15 protein-coding genes are annotated in these 20295 nt (G+C 52.1%); 4 read left to right on the forward strand and 11 right to left on the reverse strand.

Annotation, left to right across the window (positions count from 1 at the left end):
* Positions 1-22: 22 nt before the first annotated feature.
* The 3 genes from DW349_RS14600 to DW349_RS14610 all read right to left on the reverse strand — a co-directional run bounded on the left by DW349_RS14600 (position 23) and on the right by DW349_RS14610 (position 4743).
* Positions 23-1567: a hypothetical protein gene (locus DW349_RS14600; RefSeq protein ID WP_108123928.1), complete on the reverse strand. Its 1545-nt coding sequence runs from the start codon at positions 1565-1567 to the stop codon at positions 23-25.
* Positions 1568-1689: 122 nt separating this feature from the next.
* Complete coding sequence (locus tag DW349_RS14605) at positions 1690-3174, reverse strand: hypothetical protein (protein ID WP_108123929.1); 1485 nt, start codon at positions 3172-3174, stop codon at positions 1690-1692.
* A 201-nt stretch (positions 3175-3375) separates the two neighbouring features.
* On the reverse strand, positions 3376-4743 hold the full coding sequence (locus DW349_RS14610; protein WP_108123930.1) for a hypothetical protein: 1368 nt from the start codon (positions 4741-4743) through the stop codon (positions 3376-3378).
* Between the two features lie 766 nt (positions 4744-5509).
* Between DW349_RS14610 and DW349_RS14615 the strand changes: the two genes are divergently transcribed.
* The 3 genes from DW349_RS14615 to DW349_RS14625 all read left to right on the forward strand — a co-directional run bounded on the left by DW349_RS14615 (position 5510) and on the right by DW349_RS14625 (position 7860).
* The gene (locus tag DW349_RS14615; protein WP_108123931.1) at positions 5510-6136 is read left to right on the forward strand and encodes a hypothetical protein; all 627 of its coding nucleotides are present in this window, start codon (positions 5510-5512) and stop codon (positions 6134-6136) included.
* Positions 6137-6242: 106 nt separating this feature from the next.
* A complete protein-coding gene (locus DW349_RS14620) occupies positions 6243-7091 on the forward strand; it encodes a cytochrome b/b6 domain-containing protein (RefSeq protein ID WP_108123932.1) in 849 nt (282 codons plus the stop codon).
* Positions 7084-7860 carry a molybdopterin-binding protein gene (locus tag DW349_RS14625; RefSeq protein WP_108123933.1) on the forward strand — a complete coding sequence of 259 codons (777 nt, stop codon included), beginning with the start codon at positions 7084-7086 and terminating at the stop codon, positions 7858-7860. The genes DW349_RS14620 and DW349_RS14625 overlap by 8 nt, the downstream gene beginning before the upstream one ends.
* A gap of 89 nt (positions 7861-7949) precedes the next feature.
* Here DW349_RS14625 and DW349_RS14630 read toward each other — a convergent pair whose 3' ends face one another.
* Positions 7950-8687: an SDR family oxidoreductase gene (locus DW349_RS14630; protein ID WP_108123934.1), complete on the reverse strand. Its 738-nt coding sequence runs from the start codon at positions 8685-8687 to the stop codon at positions 7950-7952.
* Between the two features lie 50 nt (positions 8688-8737).
* Entirely contained in the window at positions 8738-9397 is a 660-nt protein-coding gene (locus DW349_RS14635; protein ID WP_108123935.1) for an O-methyltransferase, read from the reverse strand.
* A 114-nt stretch (positions 9398-9511) separates the two neighbouring features.
* On the opposite strand from DW349_RS14635, the gene DW349_RS14640 reads away from it, so the two are divergent.
* Positions 9512-10141 (forward strand): TetR/AcrR family transcriptional regulator, encoded by a 630-nt coding sequence (locus DW349_RS14640; protein WP_108123936.1) that lies wholly within the window; start codon positions 9512-9514, stop codon positions 10139-10141.
* 562 nt (positions 10142-10703) lie between these two features.
* Here the strand turns inward: DW349_RS14640 and DW349_RS17410 are convergent.
* The 6 genes from DW349_RS17410 to DW349_RS14665 form a co-directional block, all read right to left on the reverse strand.
* A complete protein-coding gene (locus DW349_RS17410; RefSeq protein WP_157954206.1) occupies positions 10704-11177 on the reverse strand; it encodes a hypothetical protein in 474 nt (157 codons plus the stop codon).
* Positions 11178-11282: 105 nt separating this feature from the next.
* The gene (locus DW349_RS14645; RefSeq protein WP_108123937.1) at positions 11283-12320 is read right to left on the reverse strand and encodes a DUF2971 domain-containing protein; all 1038 of its coding nucleotides are present in this window, start codon (positions 12318-12320) and stop codon (positions 11283-11285) included.
* A gap of 191 nt (positions 12321-12511) precedes the next feature.
* Positions 12512-14485, reverse strand: coding sequence for an ATP-binding protein (locus tag DW349_RS14650; protein WP_108123938.1), 1974 nt, complete (start codon positions 14483-14485; stop codon positions 12512-12514).
* On the reverse strand, positions 14482-16299 hold the full coding sequence (locus DW349_RS14655) for an N-6 DNA methylase (RefSeq protein ID WP_108123939.1): 1818 nt from the start codon (positions 16297-16299) through the stop codon (positions 14482-14484). Before DW349_RS14655 ends, DW349_RS14650 begins: the two co-directional genes overlap by 4 nt.
* 10 nt (positions 16300-16309) lie before the next feature.
* On the reverse strand, positions 16310-18781 hold the full coding sequence (locus DW349_RS14660) for a PglZ domain-containing protein (RefSeq protein ID WP_108123940.1): 2472 nt from the start codon (positions 18779-18781) through the stop codon (positions 16310-16312).
* On the reverse strand, positions 18778-20292 hold the full coding sequence (locus DW349_RS14665; RefSeq protein ID WP_108123941.1) for a restriction endonuclease subunit S: 1515 nt from the start codon (positions 20290-20292) through the stop codon (positions 18778-18780). The genes DW349_RS14660 and DW349_RS14665 overlap by 4 nt, the downstream gene beginning before the upstream one ends.
* Between the last annotated feature and the right edge of the window lie 3 nt (positions 20293-20295).

Raw genomic sequence — 20295 nt, forward strand, 5'->3', positions numbered from 1 at the left:
TTTATCCGCGTCTCTCACTGGATTATTCATCGACGCCCCGTCCTTGATTCACACGTTTTCCTTTTCGCCGGAACAACGACAGGAATGCAGTCAACAGCAACAGAGAGGGATGAACAGTACCGCCAACCGTGTTGATGCCACTGGCATCGTTCACACCATCCGTTGTATCCAACTCTCCCAGGCTACTATTTTCCAGGTCTATTCCCCCTGTGGCATCGGGGGCGGCCAGGGTGTCGTCGTGCAACATTCGCACACTCACGGTCTGCTCATCCTTGGCAAAGGCTATGGCGCGAAGGTCATCACTGACAGCAACACGGCCAGCGTTCATATCAGCGAGACCAATTTGGGGCAACTCCATATCACCGAAATTATTTTGCCGCTCGCCGATCAGTTGGCTGTCGCCGTCGAAAGCGGTGAACTGAGCCAGGGACGGGTTATAAGGGCCGGGATCCTGGGACCAGGCCACCAGGAGGTTGCCTTCACTGTCGCTGCCCAGGCTGGGCATTGAAAACATAGCCGTGTTGGCGGAGCCATCTTCAAGAACGTCCTTCAAGTCATTGAAACCAATGTCCAGCGTCTCCCCGACAGATCCATCGGCTTTCCAACGTTGGCCACGCATGCTGATCTCGACCGGCATATCGATGTCGCCTTTTTTGGTAGGGTCATACTCCCCCCAAGCTACCACCAGGCCCTGATCGGCATCCAAGCTCAAGCCAGGCCGAAGCTGTATTCCGAAGCCACCATTTACATTGTTATCGAGCCGGAAATCGGTACCCAGAGCATTGCCAAATAAGTCGTAGCGTTGCCCAACGACAATGGTGCTGAAATCGAGCCCGTCCAATTCTTTGATTGGCGGCACTTCTGCGGCCCAGGCCACCATTAAACGACCATCGGCGTCCATGGCCAGGCTGCCGTCCCTATACGAATTTGCGACCTGTATTGGTGATGCCATCGCTTTACTGCCATCAGCAAGATAGGTTTGTATCTTCAACGGCATATCATTGCGGTTATCACCATCCCCCCATAACAGGGCGAAATCGCCATCGGCGTCCATGGCCACATCGACGCTACAGGGCACACTCACGGCTGGCACACTAACGGATGTCAGCGCATCCACCGGGCTGATGGTCCGAACCATCAAATCCGTTTCATCATTGCATTCAGCTTGATTCCCGCTGATGGACCAGGCAACCACCATCTGCCCCTGTTCACTGGCGGCTATTGCCGGTCGTGTAGGAAAATCGGTCGCGCTTGAGTGCCGATATACTTCCAACCGCTCGCCCACCGCGGCACCAAGGCTGTCGAACCGCTGCAATTGAATTCGCCCACCGTTACCGGCCTCCTCTTCCGCCCAAACAATAGCGAACTGACCATTGGGCAAGGGGGTCATATCGAAACCGTGCAGCGTCCGGTTTGCTTCAAGCTCAAGATCAAAATGGATATCGCTGTCGACCGGCAACGCCGCCACTGCATTCCCGGCCGCGGCCGCACTGATGGCCAGTGCCAAAATATTGCGTTTCAATCCCCGACCGACAGTTCCATGGCTATTTTTTAATGGTGTATTCATCAAAATCTCTCAATTCTTTCTTACTGTTCTTGGGCATAAAAATTCATGCATCTGGCTGACAGACGATGGTTAGCTGTCGCTCGGATACGCCAGTCATGAATTAACTCAATCAATTAATTACGTCAGATATTAGTGAACCAAAAACGGCCAAGCAGACGCTGACGAACCAAGCGACTGAACCCAAAAACAGCAGCTAACATCGCCATCAGCCAATGACTAAACGCACCGGCGATATCGGCCTCCGACGGGTTTTGCAAACTTGAATTGCCGGCCAAATTCGGCACTTCCGTTTCACCGGACACATCCGACTCCCCCTGGATAACGGGGCTGGGCAGCTCCGTCAGGGGGGCGAGGAAACGCGCCTCGATGGTGGCACCACCGTTAGCTATCCAACTGACCGCAATAACATCATCATTCATGGCTAAAAACGGGCCTTGTGCAGCGGTGCCACTGAGGTTCGCCAACACCACACTGCCTTCGGCCAATGGCTGGCTGGATCTGTCCAGCGCCGCGACAACAATGACCTCTTTATCGACATCTAATCTGTCCGAGTAATTCCACAAAGTCAGAAGATTGCCAGCGCTGTCAGACGCGATCTGAGGCACGGTAGCGTTTATCGAACCGCCCGTTTCGGTAATAACGGTAACGCTGTCGCCTTCGCTTCTATCCGCTTTCCAACGTTGCACCATTTGACTGACGCTGGTTGAGTCGACGCCACCTCGGGTCAGGGTTACCGCAAAGCCTCCGCCACTGTCTGCGGTCAAATTGAAATCGGTAAAATCTGCGCTGCCAAAATTGTCGCCATCCAATGCAAAAATCGCCGCGTTCGGGTTTGCAAACGAGTCAACAGCATTCAATTGCAGGTCCAGACGCTGTCCAAGAACCGTGCCGGATTCGATCCAACTCAACAACATGGTCTGGTTGTCCTGCAATGCCAGCCGGGCAAAGGAATTTATCTCGGTTTGTAATCCCAATTTGGTTTTAAATGGCACACCACCGGCCTGGAAAGTCCGCAGGTTCAGATCAAAATTGCCGAAACTTTCACTGCTCCAAACCAAGACAAAATCACCATCGTCATCCATGGCGAGTTTCGGGCTACAAGGACTGAAGCCTTGGTCGTCGGGCAACGCCAGGTCGGCGCTGGTGGTGTACGGTGGTGCCAGGGTCAAACCACGAATGCTGTCTGACTCAGCGGAGCAAGTAAAAAAGCTGGCATCAGGTGTGTTTTTAACCGTCCAGGCAACGGCCAGATTCCCATTTTGATCCCCAGCGACGGTGGGAAATTCAAACGTCTCCGTTGCGCTTTCCGCCAACACCTGCACTGAACCTAACAGTTGACCGGTAGCACTGATTTGCTGCATCAAAACCCGGTCGGCTTCTCCCTCATCAAAACCAAATTTATGTTCTACCCACACCAACGCAGTTGACCCGCCTGGTAACGCCACCATATCGAAGCCACTGATCTGATAGCCTTCAGCCGCCGTTCGAAGCTCCACAACAGCGCTGGCTCCATCCAGTAAGCTGCCGCTCCAAGCCGCGTTCGGCAACACGACCGCGCTTGAAATTGCCGCCGCCAATAAACTGCGTTGAAACAAAACTGTATTCATAGTGAGTAAGATCCCTTACATATTGCTGGTGCACTGTTGTTATAAATTTCAAATGTTGTGAGAAATAAAATCAGGTAACTCAGACCTTGACGAAATACCGGATGCAACCGGACTCAGTTGCCACATTTTTTTGCATCGGACGCATGTAACTGCATTACCGATGCCCCTCAACTGAGTCCGTTGGCAGTCACCGTTCGCCGATCAGGCGCGACGCAAACGCCGCGCTCCCGCCAGTACCAACGACATCAAAATACCCAACCAACCCACTGAACCTGCGTCGGGCGGAGCATTGTCAGTCGAGTTGTCCTCCGGACTGCTCTTTTCCGATTCGATGATCGACCGCCCCAACAACGGCGCGATGATATGGGCATCCAACCGGGTCGAACTGGCCAACCAGACAGCGGCCCCCACCTCGTCGTTCAACGCCACGCGAACCCCAGTGTTTGAACCGGGTTCGTCCAGTTCAGCGACATCATCAATGGCTTCATTGGCGGCATCGAAACTGCCAACAAACACTTGCTGCTCTGAAGTTCCGGTCCGGTTCAGAGTCCAGGCCGCCAACAGGTTGCCGTCGCTGTCCGCTGCCAGGCTGGGCCGGTCGGAGCTGATGGAGCCGTCGTTAGCAAGGCTCTCCAACTCCAACGCTTCACCTTGGGATAGATCCGATTTCCAACGCTGCACATTGGCCGTTGCCTGTTGCGCCCAGAAGGCGACAAAGCCATCATCCGCATCGGTTTCCACTTGCAGGAATCGAGCGGAGCCCTGGCTGAAACCGGCGTCCAGCTCCACTTCGGAACCAAAGCGATTCAATTGAAAATCGTAGCGCTGGCCGATTGCGTCGCCATCCCGAAGCCAACCCAGCAGCAAGGTGCCGTTGTCCTGCATCGCCCAGCTGCCAATTTCTTCGGCACTTTCAACAACGGTGCGCGCACTGGACGCCTGAATGGTATTCGCCACAAAGGTCATGATATTCAGGTTGTACACTTCGCCCGGCAGCTCATCCGCCCAACTGACCAGGAAGTCACCGTCGTTATCTATTTCCACCTGAACCGCGCAAGGTGACGTACCCAGGGAAGACGGCATCTGCAATGAGAAGGTGCTCAAGCCCGTATAGGGCGGAATGACGCGAACAACGCGCAGATCATCGCCTGGGTTGCCGCATCGCTGGCTGGTCTGGGCGCTTTTCGCCAACTCCCAGCCAATCACCAAAGTGCCATCCTGAGCGGTGGCGACCGACGGTGACTGGAAACGCTCGGCAATGGAGGCATCTTCCTGATCCAGCACCACCACGTTGGACGTGGGGAACCCCTGTTGGTCAAAGGTTCGCAACAGCAAGCGATCCAACTGGCCGGTGGCGGTGTTGCTCTCGGTCCAGACCACCGCCACATCACCGTTGGGTAATGCCTGCACATCAAAACCACTGATGGTGAAACCGGTAGTTGCAGTCCTAACGGTGAACACCGGGGTTGCGGTATCCAATACCGTATCGGCCTTGGCAACCAAGGGCGCTACGGCGGAACCGGATATTGCCAGTGCCAGTGCACTGCGTTTAAACAACTTGAACGTCATATCGTATAAACCTTTTCAAACGGCAATCGTGTTCCTCAAGACGCCAGTCGCAACGGCACTGGATGCCTGACAACCCGATAATTGATTGAATTACCTATAGTTTTAGAGATGCCTGCGATTGATCCAGACACGCCGGACAGCAATCACCCAGGATCGGGAAGCGAGCAAGCTACGGGCAAATCGTGTGAAAAATCGTGTGAAAAACCCGAAACATCGTTTGAAAAACCGTTGTATTTTTCGTTTGAGGACGATTTTTTGGCGGTTTTGTGACGCATCGAACAATCTATGCAGACCAGCGTCAAAAATCTGAAATGCCTGTAGAGCAAGTACCGACACTGGCTACTCACTCATTGATCGAACCCCGGCCCATCCTCAATAGAGTTGAAGCGTTCCACCCCAAGGCTTGGGGGAATCTGATGCATCAACGAGTGAAGCGAAGACGGCGAAACGACTCCCCGAGCCACCCTTGAAACTGCCCACTTATTGTTAAGCCGGCCGCCGTTTTCCTCGTTGCAAGCCCACCGACACGGCACGAACAGCCGCTTTACGAAACGCCAGACACCGGCAACCAACCGATCCGGGTGCCACACCAAAGGTCAGTAAATCGTCAATTTCGATTATTTATCTACCAACTAGTTAGTAGATAACCTACCATCTAGTTGGTAACTGTTTGAGACCCCTCAGCCCGGTGGCGCACTGCGAGGGTCTACCCAAAGTCCGCGCCCACTCTGTACTCACTTCCGTTAGGTACCAAGGAGATAAAACGATGAAGAAATTAATGCCGATGGCGTTCGCAGCCATTATCAGCCTGCCTGTCATTGCAGGAATCGGTTCAGTTGCAGCGGCAGACGCCACGGCACAGCCGGTCAACATCCGCGGCTCAATCGACCGCTTCCATGGCAACACCCTTGAAGTCACCACGCGCGAAGGTGAAGACCTCGACATCGCCCTGGCCAACGGCTGGATCGTATCGGGCGTTGCCAGCGCACAAATCACCGACATCAAACCTGGCGATTACGTGGGTATTGCGTCACTGCCGATGGCAGATGGCAGCGCCGGCGCACTGGAAGTGTTGATCTTCCCGGCCATGATGAAAGGCACTGGCGAAGGCAGCTTCGGCTGGGATTTGCAACCGAACAGCACCATGACCAACGCCACCGTGGCCGATGCGGTTGAAGGTGTGGATGGCCGCACCGTCACCGTTTCCTACCATGGCCAGCAAAAACGAATCACCATTCCCGAAGGCACACCGGTAGTCACCTTTGCCCCGGCAACCCAAACCGATTTAGTGCGCGGCGCAGCCGTCTTTGTTTTTGCACAGAAGGCGGCAGACGGTTCGGTGATCGGTCAACAGGTCATCGTTGGTACCAACGGCGTGGTTCCGCCGATGTAAACCACAGACATTCCCGGCCGGACCCATCCCCTCCAGCCGGGAATGTTTTTGATCAGACGATTGTTCGTTTCCAAAGCTGAATCCGTTCACTCGACAGGTAGTTCAGATGCCACAACTTTCCTCGCACCGCCGGCAGACAGTGCAACTGGTAGCGCGCCACTCCGTGACCACCCGACTGACCCACTGGGTCAATGTTCTGTGCCTGAGCCTACTGCTGTTCAGCGGACTCCAGATTTTCAACGCCTACCCTCGGCTGCACTGGGGTCAAGCTGGCGCAAATGCCGACCCCGCTTTTCTCGAGATCGGCGCCAAGCAACGCGACGGCGAACCGCAGGGTTATCTTGAGGTAGGCACGCTGAGCATTCCGACGACGGGTGTTCTGGGTTTGTCCACGCACGAAGGCACATCCAGGCAACGAGCCTTTCCCGCCTGGCTGACACTGCCTTCGTATCAAGACCTGGCGGCCGGCCGCCGCTGGCATTTTTTCTTTGCCTGGGTGTTTGTGATCAACGGTTTGGTCTACCTGATCCACAGTCTTGCCAGCGGACACCTGCGTCGTGATTTATTACCCCAACGTCACCAACTGGGCTTACGCCATTTGTGGCAGGAAATTGTTGATCACGCGCGGCTTCGTTTTCCCTCGGGCGAAGCAGCAAAGCACTACAACGCCCTCCAGAAATTGGCCTACATCGCCGTCATTGTGCTTTTGCTGCCAACGATGGTGCTCACCGGCTTATCAATGTCGCCCGGCATAAACGCCGCCTTGCCACACCTCATAGACGTTTTCGGTGGCCGCCAATCGGCACGATCCATTCACTTTATAACCGCAACGCTGCTGGTGCTGTTTGTCATCGTTCATGTCGCCATGGTTGTTCTCTCGGGGCCGTGGAACAACCTGCGCTCGATGGTCAGCGGTCGTTATGCCATTCGATTTGAGGAACCCACCGATGAGTAATTCACTGAACCGCCGACGCTTTCTGATTGGCGGCGGCCTGGGTGCCGGCGCACTCGCCTTGGGCGGCGCTTACGCCCTGAAGCCGCGCATGGACATCAATCATCTGTTGCAATCGACCGACAGTCTGACGATGCAATCTCAACGTCTGATCCTGCGGTTAAGACCCTTGGCAAAAGAATTTTCCGACGCCGACATTTCCCCAATTTTTCGCGTCAACGGCACCGAAGCGCCCGACTCAAGAGAATACATTTCTCTGCATCAAAATAACTTTGCCGATTGGCGACTGAAGGTGGACGGCCTGGTTCATCGACCACTGGAATTTTCACTGGCCGACCTCAAAGCAATGCCGTCACGCACACAAATTACCCGCCACGATTGCGTCGAAGGCTGGAGCGCCATTGGCAAGTGGACCGGAGTGCCGTTGGGCCAACTGCTCCAGGCAGCCGGCGTCAAAACAGAAGGTCGGTTTGTCGTTTTCCACTGCGCCGACGAATTGGAAAAAACCTTCGATGGCAGCGGTCGCTACTACGAAAGCATCGATCTGATCGACGCCTTCCACCCGCAAACCATCCTTGCTTATGCAATGAACGATGCCGATTTAACCGTCGGGCACGGCGCCCCCATTCGACTGCGGGTAGAACGTCAGTTGGGTTACAAACAAGCGAAATATGTTATGCGAATTGAAGTGGTTGATAGCTTTAAAAATCTGTGGGGCGGCAAAGGTGGATTCTGGGAAGATCGCGGCTACCAATGGTACGCCGGCATTTGATCGCTCCTGAACAGACCTCGACAAAAGCGCCGGTCTAAACAGACCGGCGCTTCGAGCGTTACTTCGTTTTAGTTACACCCGGCATCAAATCAGTTACGGCCGCCATTCACCTTAATAACCTGCCCACTCACCCAAGCGCTTTGCGGACCTGCCAGAAAAGAAACCACGCCCGCGATGTCCTCAGGTTCACCAATCCGCCCCATCGGAATACCACCGACAATCTGCTCGATAAATTCCTTGGAACGACCTTCGTAAAACAGCTCAGTTGCCGTCGGGCCTGGGGCGATGGCGTTAACCGTCACCTGACGCGGGCCCAGTTCTTTTGCCAACGTATGCGTTAAGGCTTCCACTGCCGATTTGGTCGCAGCGTATACACTGGCTCCGGGTAAATAACTGCCAATAACGCTGGTCGACAAATTGATAATGCGACCGCCATCAGGCAGCCGGTTGGCGGCTTCGCGCATGCCATTAAATGTTCCAACCAGATTGATCGACACAATGCGTTGGAAGTCAGCATCCGTTACATCTTTCAGCGGGCACATCATGGTTGCGCCAGCATTGTTGACCAACACATCAACGCCACCAAAAACGGACTCCGCCTCGTCAAACAAGCGCTTAAATTCCTCAGCCCTGGCGACGTCCGCCTGAATGGCAATGGCGGAACCACCCTCGCCAACAATGTCACGAACGACCAACTGGGCTGCGTCCACACGGTTGGCATAATTCACGACAACATTAAAACCATCGGCCGCCAACTGCTTTGCCAACGCCACGCCAATGCCTCGGGAGGCACCGGTAACAATGGCGGTTTTTGATTTCTTACTCATAGATGCTCTCATCAAATTTAAAATTGGATACTCAACAATTTCGTTCAAAATCAGCCGATAGTGCGCATGGAAATTTCAATATCATCGGCAAAAGAAACGGTGAGATATCCGTTCTCAATCTGACGGACACGGCGTACATAGTCCGGGCAAAAATCAGTATTGTCCGCCACGATGAGTGCACCAGGGCGTAACCGATCTTCCACCAGATCCAGAATATCGGCGTAAAGAGATTTACTGCCATCGAGTAACAACAAATCGATGGATTCCGGTAAATCGCAAGCAAGCGTAACCAACGCATCGCCGGGTCGAATTTCCACCAAATCGGACAACCCACTGGCGGCAATATGCTCTTGAGCACGCAACAATTTAGAAGGTTCAAACTCGGTAGTAATCAAACGACCACCGCCGTTATCGCGCAAAGCGGCCGCAAGGTGGAGCGTCGAAATACCGAACGACGTACCAAATTCAACAATCGTTCGGGCTCGAGTGCTCCGCGCCAACATATAGAGCAATTGCCCAGCCTCACGAGAAACAGGTAACCAGAGATCTTTTAACTGACTGTATAAATCCAGGTACTCGGTTTTGCTTTGCATCAGACGACTAATTTCATTAGCCGACAGCGCTGCCATAGCTGGGCTGGTCGCTTTATCGGCAGCGCCATAGAGTCGATCAAGCAAGGGAGCCAGCGGCTCCGAGTAAAGCGTGTTCATAGTGTTTCCTAGAATGTTTTTTGAGCGACGAATAAAACCTGATTGATTATTCGCATTTACGAATTCAATATATGACGAATTCGTCAGCTTCTCTATTCGCATTCGGAAAGCCCAATGACCAAAAACAGCAAGTCCTTGGTTTCTCAAAGAAAAACGCCCAAACAAGCCCGAGCAAATGCTCTGATCGACGCCGTGCTGGAAGCTGCTATTCAGGTTTTAGCGCAAGAAGGCGCCGCACGTTTCACCACGGCAAGAGTTGCTCAAAGAGCCGGAGTGAGCGTGGGATCGCTGTATCAATACTTCCCCAACAAGGCCGCCATCCTGTTTCGACTGCAAAGCGACGAATGGCGCAGAACGACCGATATGTGCGCCGAGATTTTAGGCAATACCGAGCAGCCACCACTCGAACGCTTACGCACGCTGGTGCATCAATTTATTCAGTCCGAATGCGATGAAGCCGACATACGAGGTGCATTAAACGATGCCGCCCCCCTGTATCGAGACGCGCCTGAGGTGCAGGAGGTAATGGCTGAAAGTGAACTGTTAATGGCGCGGTTCTTCAAAGAGGTTCTACCAAAAGCGACCCGACAAAAACGAGACACTGTGAGTGAGCTGATCTTGGATACGCTGACAGAAGCAGGCAAAAGTTTTTCGGAAACGCCACGCACTGCCAAAGAGATTAAAACCTATGCAGAACACATGGCGGATATGTTTTGTATTTATTTGGAGAGTGTTGGGGGTTAGGAATTTTGGATGCGTGAGCGAAGGTTACAGACGCTGTTTTGGTCTGTTGATAATTGAGCCTCACTTTCTTTGTGGACGCTTGGATGAAAAGCGTCTAAATCGGTAGATCGACCCGACGGATTGGTGGGAGGTTAGGGCCGGCGGCGGTCCCGTTCGCTCCTGGCGAATGGTCGAACCCGACGCTGTTAGCGAACGATCCCTGCTTTCATCTGATCAAATAAAAAGGCCACCCGATGGGTGGCCTTTTTATTGATTGGTGGAGGCGGCGGGACTCAATAAAATACTCTATCTACTTGATTTTAATAATTATTTTTTATTTTCAATTAAATATTACCCAGTGCGTTACCCGCGTACCAAATGCCTAATACCGAGGGTCCAAACACTCCAATCAGACTGCCAAAATCCATTGAACATGCCTATTAAAAGACATGAGTGGATAGGTAAATAAAACACCCTGATCTTTTTTCTCATTCCAGGTACATATTGTTGTGATAGCCTGCCCAACCTGACCGCATTGACGGTAAAGCACATTTTTTATAATGCCAGTGATGAAAAATTTTCTTCACTCGACATGGCGCATAAATAATTCGTTTTTCAACAACTCAATTCTAACTGAACGATACCTCGCCAATGGATCTATACCATCCCAATCATGGGGCATTCGATGATTAAACCCAGACGCTTTCAATTGAAAATCCTCATTTATCGTAATCAGTGCTGTACACCCATATTTTTCCAAAACTGTCTCAATCTGTAACAGCGAAGGGCTTTCGATTGCGAGTAGTGCTTTTTGCAAGTACCTGAAAGGAATTGAATGATCATAAATAAGTTGGCGATTTTTTAAGCTTATGCCAATCGCCGCCTTTGAGCGATAGGTCGCACATTTTTCTTTTGAGCCAAACCTTCTTTCCCACAAGAAATGAATTGGTTCTCTCAGTGCTTTGGAATATGCTGACACAGGCATCCCGAGATCTCTTACACGCTGACAATACAGTACCGCTTCAGAAATTAGTTCTAAACGCTTCGTATCATTCATTCCATTGTCACCGAATTAATACTGCGCCTGCTTTAAAACTCTTAACAGGTAACAGGCTTTAAACTTATTGTAGGCGTGCCCCAATTGCGCGATCCGAAGAAAAGCTTAACCGCTGGAATAACCGGTTGGTTCAAGTGCCATATTAGGACCAATCGCTTCTATTCTATCCGTAACGATTGGTAAATCGGAAAGCCCGAACTGCTGGTTTATTGCCTTAACTACCCGAACCATCATAGAGTCAGAGCTCAATAGTGGATGGACATATACTGCGTCAATAAAATCCGAAAGATTGCCATCCTCGTTTCCAATTTTTAAAGAGATCCCATCCGGCTCTGGATGTGGATCCGCACTAGGACTTCGAATATCTATCTTTGGATAGATAATCAACCGAATCTCACGTTCGTATTCATACAACGCAGGCTTAATACTGAATGCGCCTATCCTAACGTCCTTACCAACACCGAGTCTGCCTATTAAATCTTTCTGTAATTCTTCTCTAGGGTTGTTGAGGCCATCTACATACTCTACCTCGACCACCTGCCCATCCAGGTCGTTTTTTGTGAGCCAATCTAAGTTTTCCTCGATAAGAGCTTCTAATTTTCCGCACTCTAGTCGAATCGCCACTGACTCCATTCCCCCACCATATAAATTCCACATAGCAAGGGACATTGAAGCAGCACGGTTCCAGCAGCTGATATAAGTCGATTCTCTATCTATTGCCAATTCACTCTGCCACTTAGCCACACTGGAGTTATAGCTATCATGATGCTTAAACCAACTTTCTACTGTGTGCTCAAGGTATTCCTTCCGTTTATGAGGATAAACAAGAGATACCTGCTTTAGTACATCTGCTAGAACAGATCTTTCATCCTCGGGAGCTAGCTGTGTGTAGACATTCTCTGCGCCTACTAAAATGGCATCTTGATTTCCTTTAGCCTGATCGAGAACACCTCGCAGCCGATCAGCATAACCACGAATACGTTGCCATCGCTGCTTCTCCCTCCAAAGAATTGCGTGGGCAATCCATTTACCTTCCGTCTTATCTTGGAACAGAGATGCCTTGGGGCAGAAAATCGACCTAGAGCGAAGTAGATCTACATATTTCGCCAGGGACATGTATCGCCAGATATAGAGATTACTCATGCTCCCTCTTGTAGCGTGAAATGTGATATAGGTGGCAACACTTACGACCACAGAATGTAGACGAAGCTGCAATAATGAAACCGTGGCTGTCAGACACTTTTACAACGCCTCACTGATTGCAACATAACTTCGTAACCGGGTATCCCGCATGATTTGAATCGCCCCAGTCTGCTTAACACTTTACCGCTACCCTACAGCTTGAAACTTTTCGAGAGAACCTTACCTTCGATAGAAAATTTCAGCTCCCCATTTTCCTCGATGAACGCCACAGATTTGCCAGCGTATCTCCGGTAAAGCTGGAAGGTTCGCCCCTTGTAGGTGACACTGCCATCATCCTCTACAAGGACGCTATCGCCCGATGGCGGCGTGGAAGCAGAACTCGTCACCGGGCGTGTGTCGTTGAACGAAGGACCTTGGCTCGCACTCTTCTTTTCAGAGAGCAACGTCATCAGGCCACTGGGTTCGTGGCCTTTGCCAGCCATGGGACTGGGAGCTGCTTCTGCATACTCGGCAAGCTGCCTTTGGGCTTCCTGAAGGCGGCGATTGAATCCATCCGGGTCACGCAGGATGGATATCCAAAGCCGTGCTTTCTCGGAGTTGATGTCGTGATCGAGAATCTTTTCGAGCAGGTTGCAAGCTTGCCCGATAGAGTCCTTGGCATCGTTCCAAAGCGATTGGATTTCTTCCTGCTCGTCGGACTTGATGGTCTCCTCGAAATCCTCTAGGGCAATGTCTGTATTCAGTGAGCCTTCATAGTGAGCCAACCCCTTGGCTTTATAACGGCGAAGCTGCTCCGGACTCATCGTGCAGTGATAAGTCAGCAGCCAGCGTTCCTTGATGAAATGGACATCGCCTTCCTTGTTCAGGAGCATGAACTCGCCTGTCTTGGGCCGTGCGAGCTTCTTTGCCAGGTCGGAAGGTGAAAATTCCGCGTCGGTCAATCCCTCACGAACCTTGTCACGATCTCTTTTTGTCTGCAGTTTTCCGACGATCCAGGTGGCGCAGTTCGAAAGGCCTTTATAGTCAATATCCCCGGGGTTTTGCGTTGCCAGAATGCAGCCGACACCAAAGGCACGTCCTTGCTTGACCAGGATATTCAGTGCGGGCTTGCAGGTGGATGTATAGGGATAAGTAGGATAGAAAGCGGTCTTTCCACCCCCACCGCCGATCTCATCCAGGAAAAACAACAGACGTGGCCTGTTTCCACCGGGGGCGCTACCTTGTTTTCGCATCCAGGCGTTGATCGCAAAGGCAATTTGGGCGACAACGAAGCTCTGATCCTCAAAGTCGGTGATGTGAGCGAGGCTGATAACGCTGACCTGGGTCTTGCCGTCGACACGGTTGGCCCCAACCAGCTTGTCGATGCTCATCTCTTCGCCACGAACCCAGTTGGCGGCCGCGCCGACGAGCTGTCCGTTTACAGCCTGTGCAAGCTTTTGACGCCGGTTCTCAGGAATATGGTCATCGATCCCCAGCACACCAATGGTGGCAAAGGGCGGTTCCAAAATCATGGAGACCAATTGCCCAAGACCTGCCTCACCAGTCAGATCAACGCCCGTGCGCCAGGCGTGCTCGATGAGAGCGGTAACAAAATCCGTTTCCCGGTCCCTCTGTCCCGTGGGGATCACCCGGCGAACCAGCGCTTCCGCCATGCTGGTCACCATGACCGAAGCTGTATCCGGGTCTTCGTCAAACAGCTTGTTGATGTCCGGTGGCGGTGAAGAAATGAGCGGAATGGATACCCGGCGGCCGAGCTCGCTGCGGGGGGTGAAAATTTCAACGGCTACCTGGTTGGAAAACTCCCGCACGTTGGTTTCGGCAAGCCCCCAACCCCATAACCGTTTCCGAAAGGTGTTGGCTTCAGCCAAGGCGGCGCGACCAAGCGTAGATTTGTCTTCCACCTCGACCCATGGCGCTACGGCCGGGGCTGCCAGTTCTCCGAAAGCAAGCGCCAAGGAAGACAAATCGCCCTTGAGATCCACGATAATCGAGGGAACCCCCTTGAGGGCTACTTCCTCAATGATGGCTTTGCCCATTACCGTCTTGCCGGAGCCTGAGCCGCCACAAATAAAGGTGTGAGTGATCAGGTCACTAAGTTTGTGGCGGTATAGCTCTCCCGGCATCCCATTGGGATCGAGATGTTTTCCTATATAAAGCTCGCTCACTCGTTATCCTCCTCCGGGAGTTCAAGTGTCCCTGTTTGCCATTCACGGAATTTTTCAAGGATGAACGGGAGGTCGTTTTTATTGAGCGGGTCGCCATTAGCCCGGCGGCCAACGTGGTCCGCCCGAGCCATGAAGATATCGCCCTGAACATCTCCTGGGCGCTTCTTCTGCAGATACACCACATTGGTCGGAATGGAGGTTCCGGTTGATGCAAAGGTTTCGCTTGGCAGAGAAATCACGGCCTTGATGATGGCGTGCTCACGCATGTAATCCCGAACGGGTTTCGCAGTGGCGTTAGACAACACGCCATCGGGAAGAACTATGAGCAACTTGCCGCCCGGCTTCAACACCCGAAGATAGTGCTCAATGAAGAGGACCTCGCTGTCCTGACTTTTTTTCGGTCGCTTCTCCGGTGGACGGCCCTTGGACTTGAAGACCTTGACCTCATGTCCGAACTGATAGTCCAGTAGGATACCCTCGGTTTTAACGGACTTGCCGAATGGCGGATTGGTCAGTACGAGATCGATGCTGTCCGGTCCTATGCGGCGCTTTTTCTTGCCGTCGCCGAAGTCGACCTCGTATTCAACTGACGGTTTCAAGCCACCGTATTCCTCGTTGTAGAGGTAGTTTTGGTGAAGCCACTGAGCGTTCTGCGCGTTGACGGCGTGAACGATCATGTTCAGTTTTCCAAGGCGAGCCGCTTTCTCTTCAATCTCGCACGCGAAGAAGGCCTCCTGGCCGAGGCGCTTTAGGAGTTGATCTTTCTTGCGTGGCTCCACGCCGTTGGAGAGTGCGTGCTTGTACACGTCCTCGTAAGTGGCGATCAGAAAACCACCTGACCCTGCGCAAGCATCCAGAAAACGCTCGCTTTTTTCGATGTCCAAGGCCGGACCGTCTGGGTTGTCCCGGGCAAGGTCCAGCATGAAGGCGACGATTTCTCGTGGTGTAAAGAACTGACCGAGGTCTTTACCCTTGAAGGTATCGGACAGCATGATTTCGAAGGCACGGCCAAGCACATCGCCCTGGGTGTCTTTCAGGTTAATCCCTTCAAGACGGGCAATGACCCGCTCAACGGTTGCCGCCTTGCTGAGCACACGCTCGTTCTCGTCAGTAAAGACTTCGGGATGGTGCCCCTTCAGGTCATCGAACAGGTTGTTGATGAAGTTCTGGGCGGCCTTGTCGCCCATGTGTTTGTTTTGTTCGCAATACGATTTCAACTTAGCGGTGGTGAAACTTCCGCTGGGCTTCGCGTCCTCATTAAGCTTGATAAACAGGAAGCGCGTGAACTCGTCAAAGATCCAGTCATTGCGCTTGTTCTCAATGTCCCAAATGTCCTGCCAGCAGCCCTTCATGAGTTGCACGAAGCGGGGTAGACTATTTTCCGTATGGAGCGTCTTCTGCGCCCACTGCTGCAGGCCTTTCACCACATCTGGCTTGAATTCGCGCGCCATGTCTTCGGCATCGCGAACGTCGTCCCAGTCCTTTATCTCGTCGTGAATCTCATTTCCTTTTTCAACGAGATAGATCCGCAAATGACCAGCTACCTCAATGACGCAATAGGCTGCCGGACCATTGGGCATAAGAATACTGAGTGCTTTGTACCGGTTGGCCTCAGATTCGCTCAACGTTGCCGAGCCCTCATGCTTGAAGGCTGCATAGCAGTTGCCAACACTGGTTGACACTAGAAACTCTGCTTTCTCATCCAGCCCTTCAATCGTTGGGGCAACACCTGAACCATCGCCGTCATTGATCTGGTGGGCCTTGAAGCTCAAACTCGAGACCAAAAATTCTTTAAATTGCTCTAAAGTCGCCATAAATTCTTAATCAGCTTTTTGAAATATATACCGCTACCGGAACAACCGTTTCTTCTGGCGTTAAACCGCCATGATCATTGCCTTGCACGTCGTAAGGATTATTGTTTGCAGATCGTCCAGGTCCAGGCCAACCATAACTGTCATGGGCCGTTGGCAGCTCAATAGAGTGAATGCTATTTGGCAGAGCAATATCTTGGCCTAGCACCTTCTTAATATCTGCTGGGCCATCCCTTGAGTCGCGAGAGGTGAGATACTCAAGACAACGGTTATGGATGATGACCTCTCTGCCAGGATTCTTTGGCTTCAGATCATCAATCACATATTGTTTGTTGTACCAAGTGAAGCCATGGTCAGCGGTAATCACCACAGCCACCTTCTCTTGAGCAGCAATTCTCCGCAAATGCGGTAACGCAACTTCTTTAACATAAGCCAGCATGATTTCCTGCAAACTGGACATGCCTTTTTGAAGCAAGCGGTCTTGTAAATTGAAAACAATCGTCTTGAATCGCAGGGATGAGTCAACGAGTTGCCGAACCTTCTTATTTAACGTCTCCGGATTCGCATCTTTTTCGTTGTAACAGACATACCCCTTCTTCTTATCCCACCAACCAGACGGATTTAAGCCGAGGTTTGACAGAGCCTGCTCTGCCAAATCTGGCTCACTGCGGCCGTTCGTCCACGAACGAAATTCTGCAGGCGATGCTCCTGCAAAGATAGCCTGTCTGCAATATTCGGTAATACTGGGCAGATAGGTGCAGGCGCGGAACTCTGGTCCCAGTGCCAGGTAAGGTCTAAACAGTTCGCGCCCCGGCATCATTAGGAATCGGTCGCGCAACAAGATCCAGTTCGCCACGCTCATCCCGTCGAAGACCAGTAAATAGACCTGCTTGATTTCGGAGTCCTGCAGCAGTGGCTTGACGGCAAATTCCATCACATCACTATTTAGCCATGGCCTACTGGTTCCAGCAGCAAATTGCCGTTCGTTCAGCCATTTCGGAAGACCTCTACTCGGCTGCACATAGAAATCCGCCCAGGCAACGCGAATCGCATCGCAAGCCTTTTTCGCACGCTGAGTGATGCGAAACACATTTACTTTTTTAGGCAACTGATTGGAGTGACGTTCAGCTTCTACAACCATCGTTGAGAGTGGTAGATACACCGAATCCACCAATGCCAGCCAGGCCTTCCAATCCAGGCTGGCGAGATTCTTCACCGCTGCCTCGGCTTTGTCCGTAAGCCGGTGAATTGTGACCATCGCTTCCAGCAGCGACACGTGGTCCTCGTACTGCTCGCGGGCCTGATGTCGGCGTAGGGCTTCAAGCAACTCTTCCCATTCCGGGGCATCCGGTGCTTCCAACGCATCGGTCAGTTTGCAAGGAGCCTTTTCAAGCGGAAGCGTGTCGGCCCGCTCCCCGTTTACCACTACATCCAGCAGCGCGTGCAGAGTGACCGCCAGGCCTTGGGCGAGTATGCCTCCATCAGCTTCCAGCACCTGGACAAGCTGATTTAATAGGCGCCCTGAGCCTTTGCCGCCAACCCCTTTAACCACTGTCGCTAGAGACTCGGTGACGGCACTGGGGTGTTTCAGGAAAACCTCTTGCTGTAGGTAGTGCAGCGCCTGTTTGCAGGGCGCGTCATCTTTGAGGGTGATGCGACGGCCCCATTCGGCAAGCCCGTGCAGGCTTTGCCCTTCCTTGAGCACGTCAACAAACAGGTCGCCCAGTTCGCTGCCATCGAGGAAGGTACGCATGCGTTCCGGCGTAAGCATCTTCCAGCCATCCAGAATGGAAGCGAGCAGGCAAATCGGCAGCACCGGTGGCGGGTCGTTTTCCAGCACGGCGGCTTCGACCAGAGCGAAACGGGGCCTATCTAGCCAGGTGCGAACCACGTCCAGAAACTCTTGCTCCAACGCCCGGCGTTCATCCGCATCGACCGAGCCCAGAACCTCGCGTACCCGTTCCAGCGCACTCTCGTACCAGAGCTTGTCGAGAATCCGCTCCGGCTCCCAGCCTGCAGACAACACGCTGGGATCGTTCAGCAGCGAGGCGAGCACCACGCGCTCCAGACTGTAAGCACCGAGCTGCGGCAGGTACGGGGCCAGGTTCCAGAATGCGGGGATGGGAAGCCGGTCAAGCAAGGCCCGGGGATTTTGCACGCCAAGCGCCTTTGCTATGTCACAACCTGTAACCGTGCGGGGCGACACGCTGGAGCGGGCCTGTAAGTCCGGCAAATGATCCGGCTGAAGCTGTTGACGCGAAATGATGATACGAGCGAGTGGATTCGATTGCCGTCGTTCGGGTTCGGTATGGCGGCGCAATCCAAACTCATTGGCACATACATGCACAGGAATGGCTTGGCCATCGATCCGCAGTTCGGTGGACGCTTCGGCAAAATAGCCGCGAACGTCATTGACCAGGAGATAAAACTTCTTCAGATCACGGCTGCGCCACATGCTAGCCAGGGCTTGTTCCATGGCGGTCATTGCAGTGCCTCCTTCACCTGTTTTAGTAATTTCTGCTTAATAGCTTTTGCGGTTTCAGATAGCTCAGAAAGGTATGAATCCTCACTTAGGTCAATTACGTTATCTAGCGCAAGTTCAACCAACCCATCGGCCATCCTGTGAGCATCTGCTTCTATTGATTCAACATGGAAAAGCTTGTCTTCAGCTATTCGCAATTCATCTAGAATTGCGTCTTGTTGGTCAGTTGGCAGTTTTGGCAAAGGAAGCTCCATAAGAACATCTTTGTCCAAGCGCAACCGATTCGTAGCCCCAGTCCGAAAGCTAAGGAGGTACTGAACATATCGTTTATGCAGCAATATCCTGACGAATAACTGTGTTCGCAGCTTCGTTTCATCAAGTCGTATCAAGAAGAACTCCTTGGATACAACGCCACCATCCAATTCGTCAGAAACTACTGCTACAGCCCCTTGCGTACAATCAATACGAGAAACAACCACCTCTCCACTATCCGCCTGCGCAACCGACCCCGATATACTGTTTGGCGCTCTTGTTTCCCGAAGTTCTGCTCCCTTCCCATAAAGCTTAACGCGAATAAGCTTTACATCGTCATTGGAATAGGTCGTTGCAGGTTTGTATGTATCCTTGATCCCCGCAACATCCATGACAAAAGTTTTACTGGGGAAGTTCTTAGCCAGTTTTTCCGCATCTGATATCAGGTTAGGGTCATATGTTTTCCAATCGAGCCTGTCTTGAATCTTTGAAGAGTCAACGATTCTAACCTTCAACACTGGAGCCGATGGCTCTTCCATCCCTAATTTATCTCGGTAGATATTACTTATTACATTCCTGGCCAGTGATTTCGCGTGAACCATTTCATTGAGGAAAGAGATCATTTCATCCTTCATTTCTACGGCAGCGTTATATCCCCGGAGAATAAGTTGTTGCTTTTGATTTTCAATTTTTGGAAAAGGGATCTTCTTCAGAATGTCTTGAGAAATGTAGCTGATTCCAAGGTTGGTTCGTTCGCGGAAAACCATTGACTGGATCGGCTTGCTGAGCAGCCACAAGACTATGAACTTCGGGTCAAAGCCCTCTTTGCACTGGAATCTGAAGATACTTCCGTTGACGATAGCATCGGGCGGGTTGTCTGAAGCAACGCACATGTCAAAGAATGCTCGAGCACCCTTAATACTAATGAGCACGTCGTTACTCTTTATTCGAGCACGCTCGGAGTGAATCCATTCAGATGGGACCCTTACGGCACTTTCGTAATCAATTCCGCTGTTGGATACATTTGATGACCTGACAAGAGATATGCCTCCTTCCTCCAAATAGCTTGAAGATGGCGGGAGAACGCCGTAGCAGGCGTCATCGGTCATTACATCACCTAAGGTCGTGAGATCGATATCACAGTTCTCTATGTACCGTTCCGCGTGAATGAACTCTGGAAGGTAATAGTTGATATCAAACCTGTCGTGTTGCTCTTCGGGCGGCAGGATTTCGATCAGGGGTTTTTCGCTAACGATGGACATTGC

It is taken from the genome of Saccharospirillum mangrovi, assembly GCF_003367315.1.
In the GTDB taxonomy this organism is placed as follows: Bacteria; Pseudomonadota; Gammaproteobacteria; order Pseudomonadales; family Natronospirillaceae; genus Saccharospirillum; species Saccharospirillum mangrovi.

Bases quoted from the DNA above. Each gene is read 5' to 3' on its own strand.
- DW349_RS14600 (WP_108123928.1), bottom strand. From the start codon at position 1,567: ATGAATACACCATTAAAAAATAGCCATGGAACTGTCGGTCGGGGATTG.
- DW349_RS14605 (WP_108123929.1), bottom strand. From the start codon at position 3,174: ATGAATACAGTTTTGTTTCAACGCAGTTTATTGGCGGCGGCAATTTCA.
- DW349_RS14610 (WP_108123930.1), bottom strand. From the start codon at position 4,743: ATGACGTTCAAGTTGTTTAAACGCAGTGCACTGGCACTGGCAATATCC.
- DW349_RS14615 (WP_108123931.1), top strand. From the start codon at position 5,510: ATGAAGAAATTAATGCCGATGGCGTTCGCAGCCATTATCAGCCTGCCT.
- DW349_RS14620 (WP_108123932.1), top strand. From the start codon at position 6,243: ATGCCACAACTTTCCTCGCACCGCCGGCAGACAGTGCAACTGGTAGCG.
- DW349_RS14625 (WP_108123933.1), top strand. From the start codon at position 7,084: ATGAGTAATTCACTGAACCGCCGACGCTTTCTGATTGGCGGCGGCCTG.
- DW349_RS14630 (WP_108123934.1), bottom strand. From the start codon at position 8,687: ATGAGTAAGAAATCAAAAACCGCCATTGTTACCGGTGCCTCCCGAGGC.
- DW349_RS14635 (WP_108123935.1), bottom strand. From the start codon at position 9,397: ATGAACACGCTTTACTCGGAGCCGCTGGCTCCCTTGCTTGATCGACTC.
- DW349_RS14640 (WP_108123936.1), top strand. From the start codon at position 9,512: ATGACCAAAAACAGCAAGTCCTTGGTTTCTCAAAGAAAAACGCCCAAA.
- DW349_RS17410 (WP_157954206.1), bottom strand. From the start codon at position 11,177: ATGAATGATACGAAGCGTTTAGAACTAATTTCTGAAGCGGTACTGTAT.
- DW349_RS14645 (WP_108123937.1), bottom strand. From the start codon at position 12,320: ATGAGTAATCTCTATATCTGGCGATACATGTCCCTGGCGAAATATGTA.
- DW349_RS14655 (WP_108123939.1), bottom strand. From the start codon at position 16,299: ATGGCGACTTTAGAGCAATTTAAAGAATTTTTGGTCTCGAGTTTGAGC.
- DW349_RS14660 (WP_108123940.1), bottom strand. From the start codon at position 18,781: ATGACCGCCATGGAACAAGCCCTGGCTAGCATGTGGCGCAGCCGTGAT.
- DW349_RS14665 (WP_108123941.1), bottom strand. From the start codon at position 20,292: ATGTCCATCGTTAGCGAAAAACCCCTGATCGAAATCCTGCCGCCCGAA.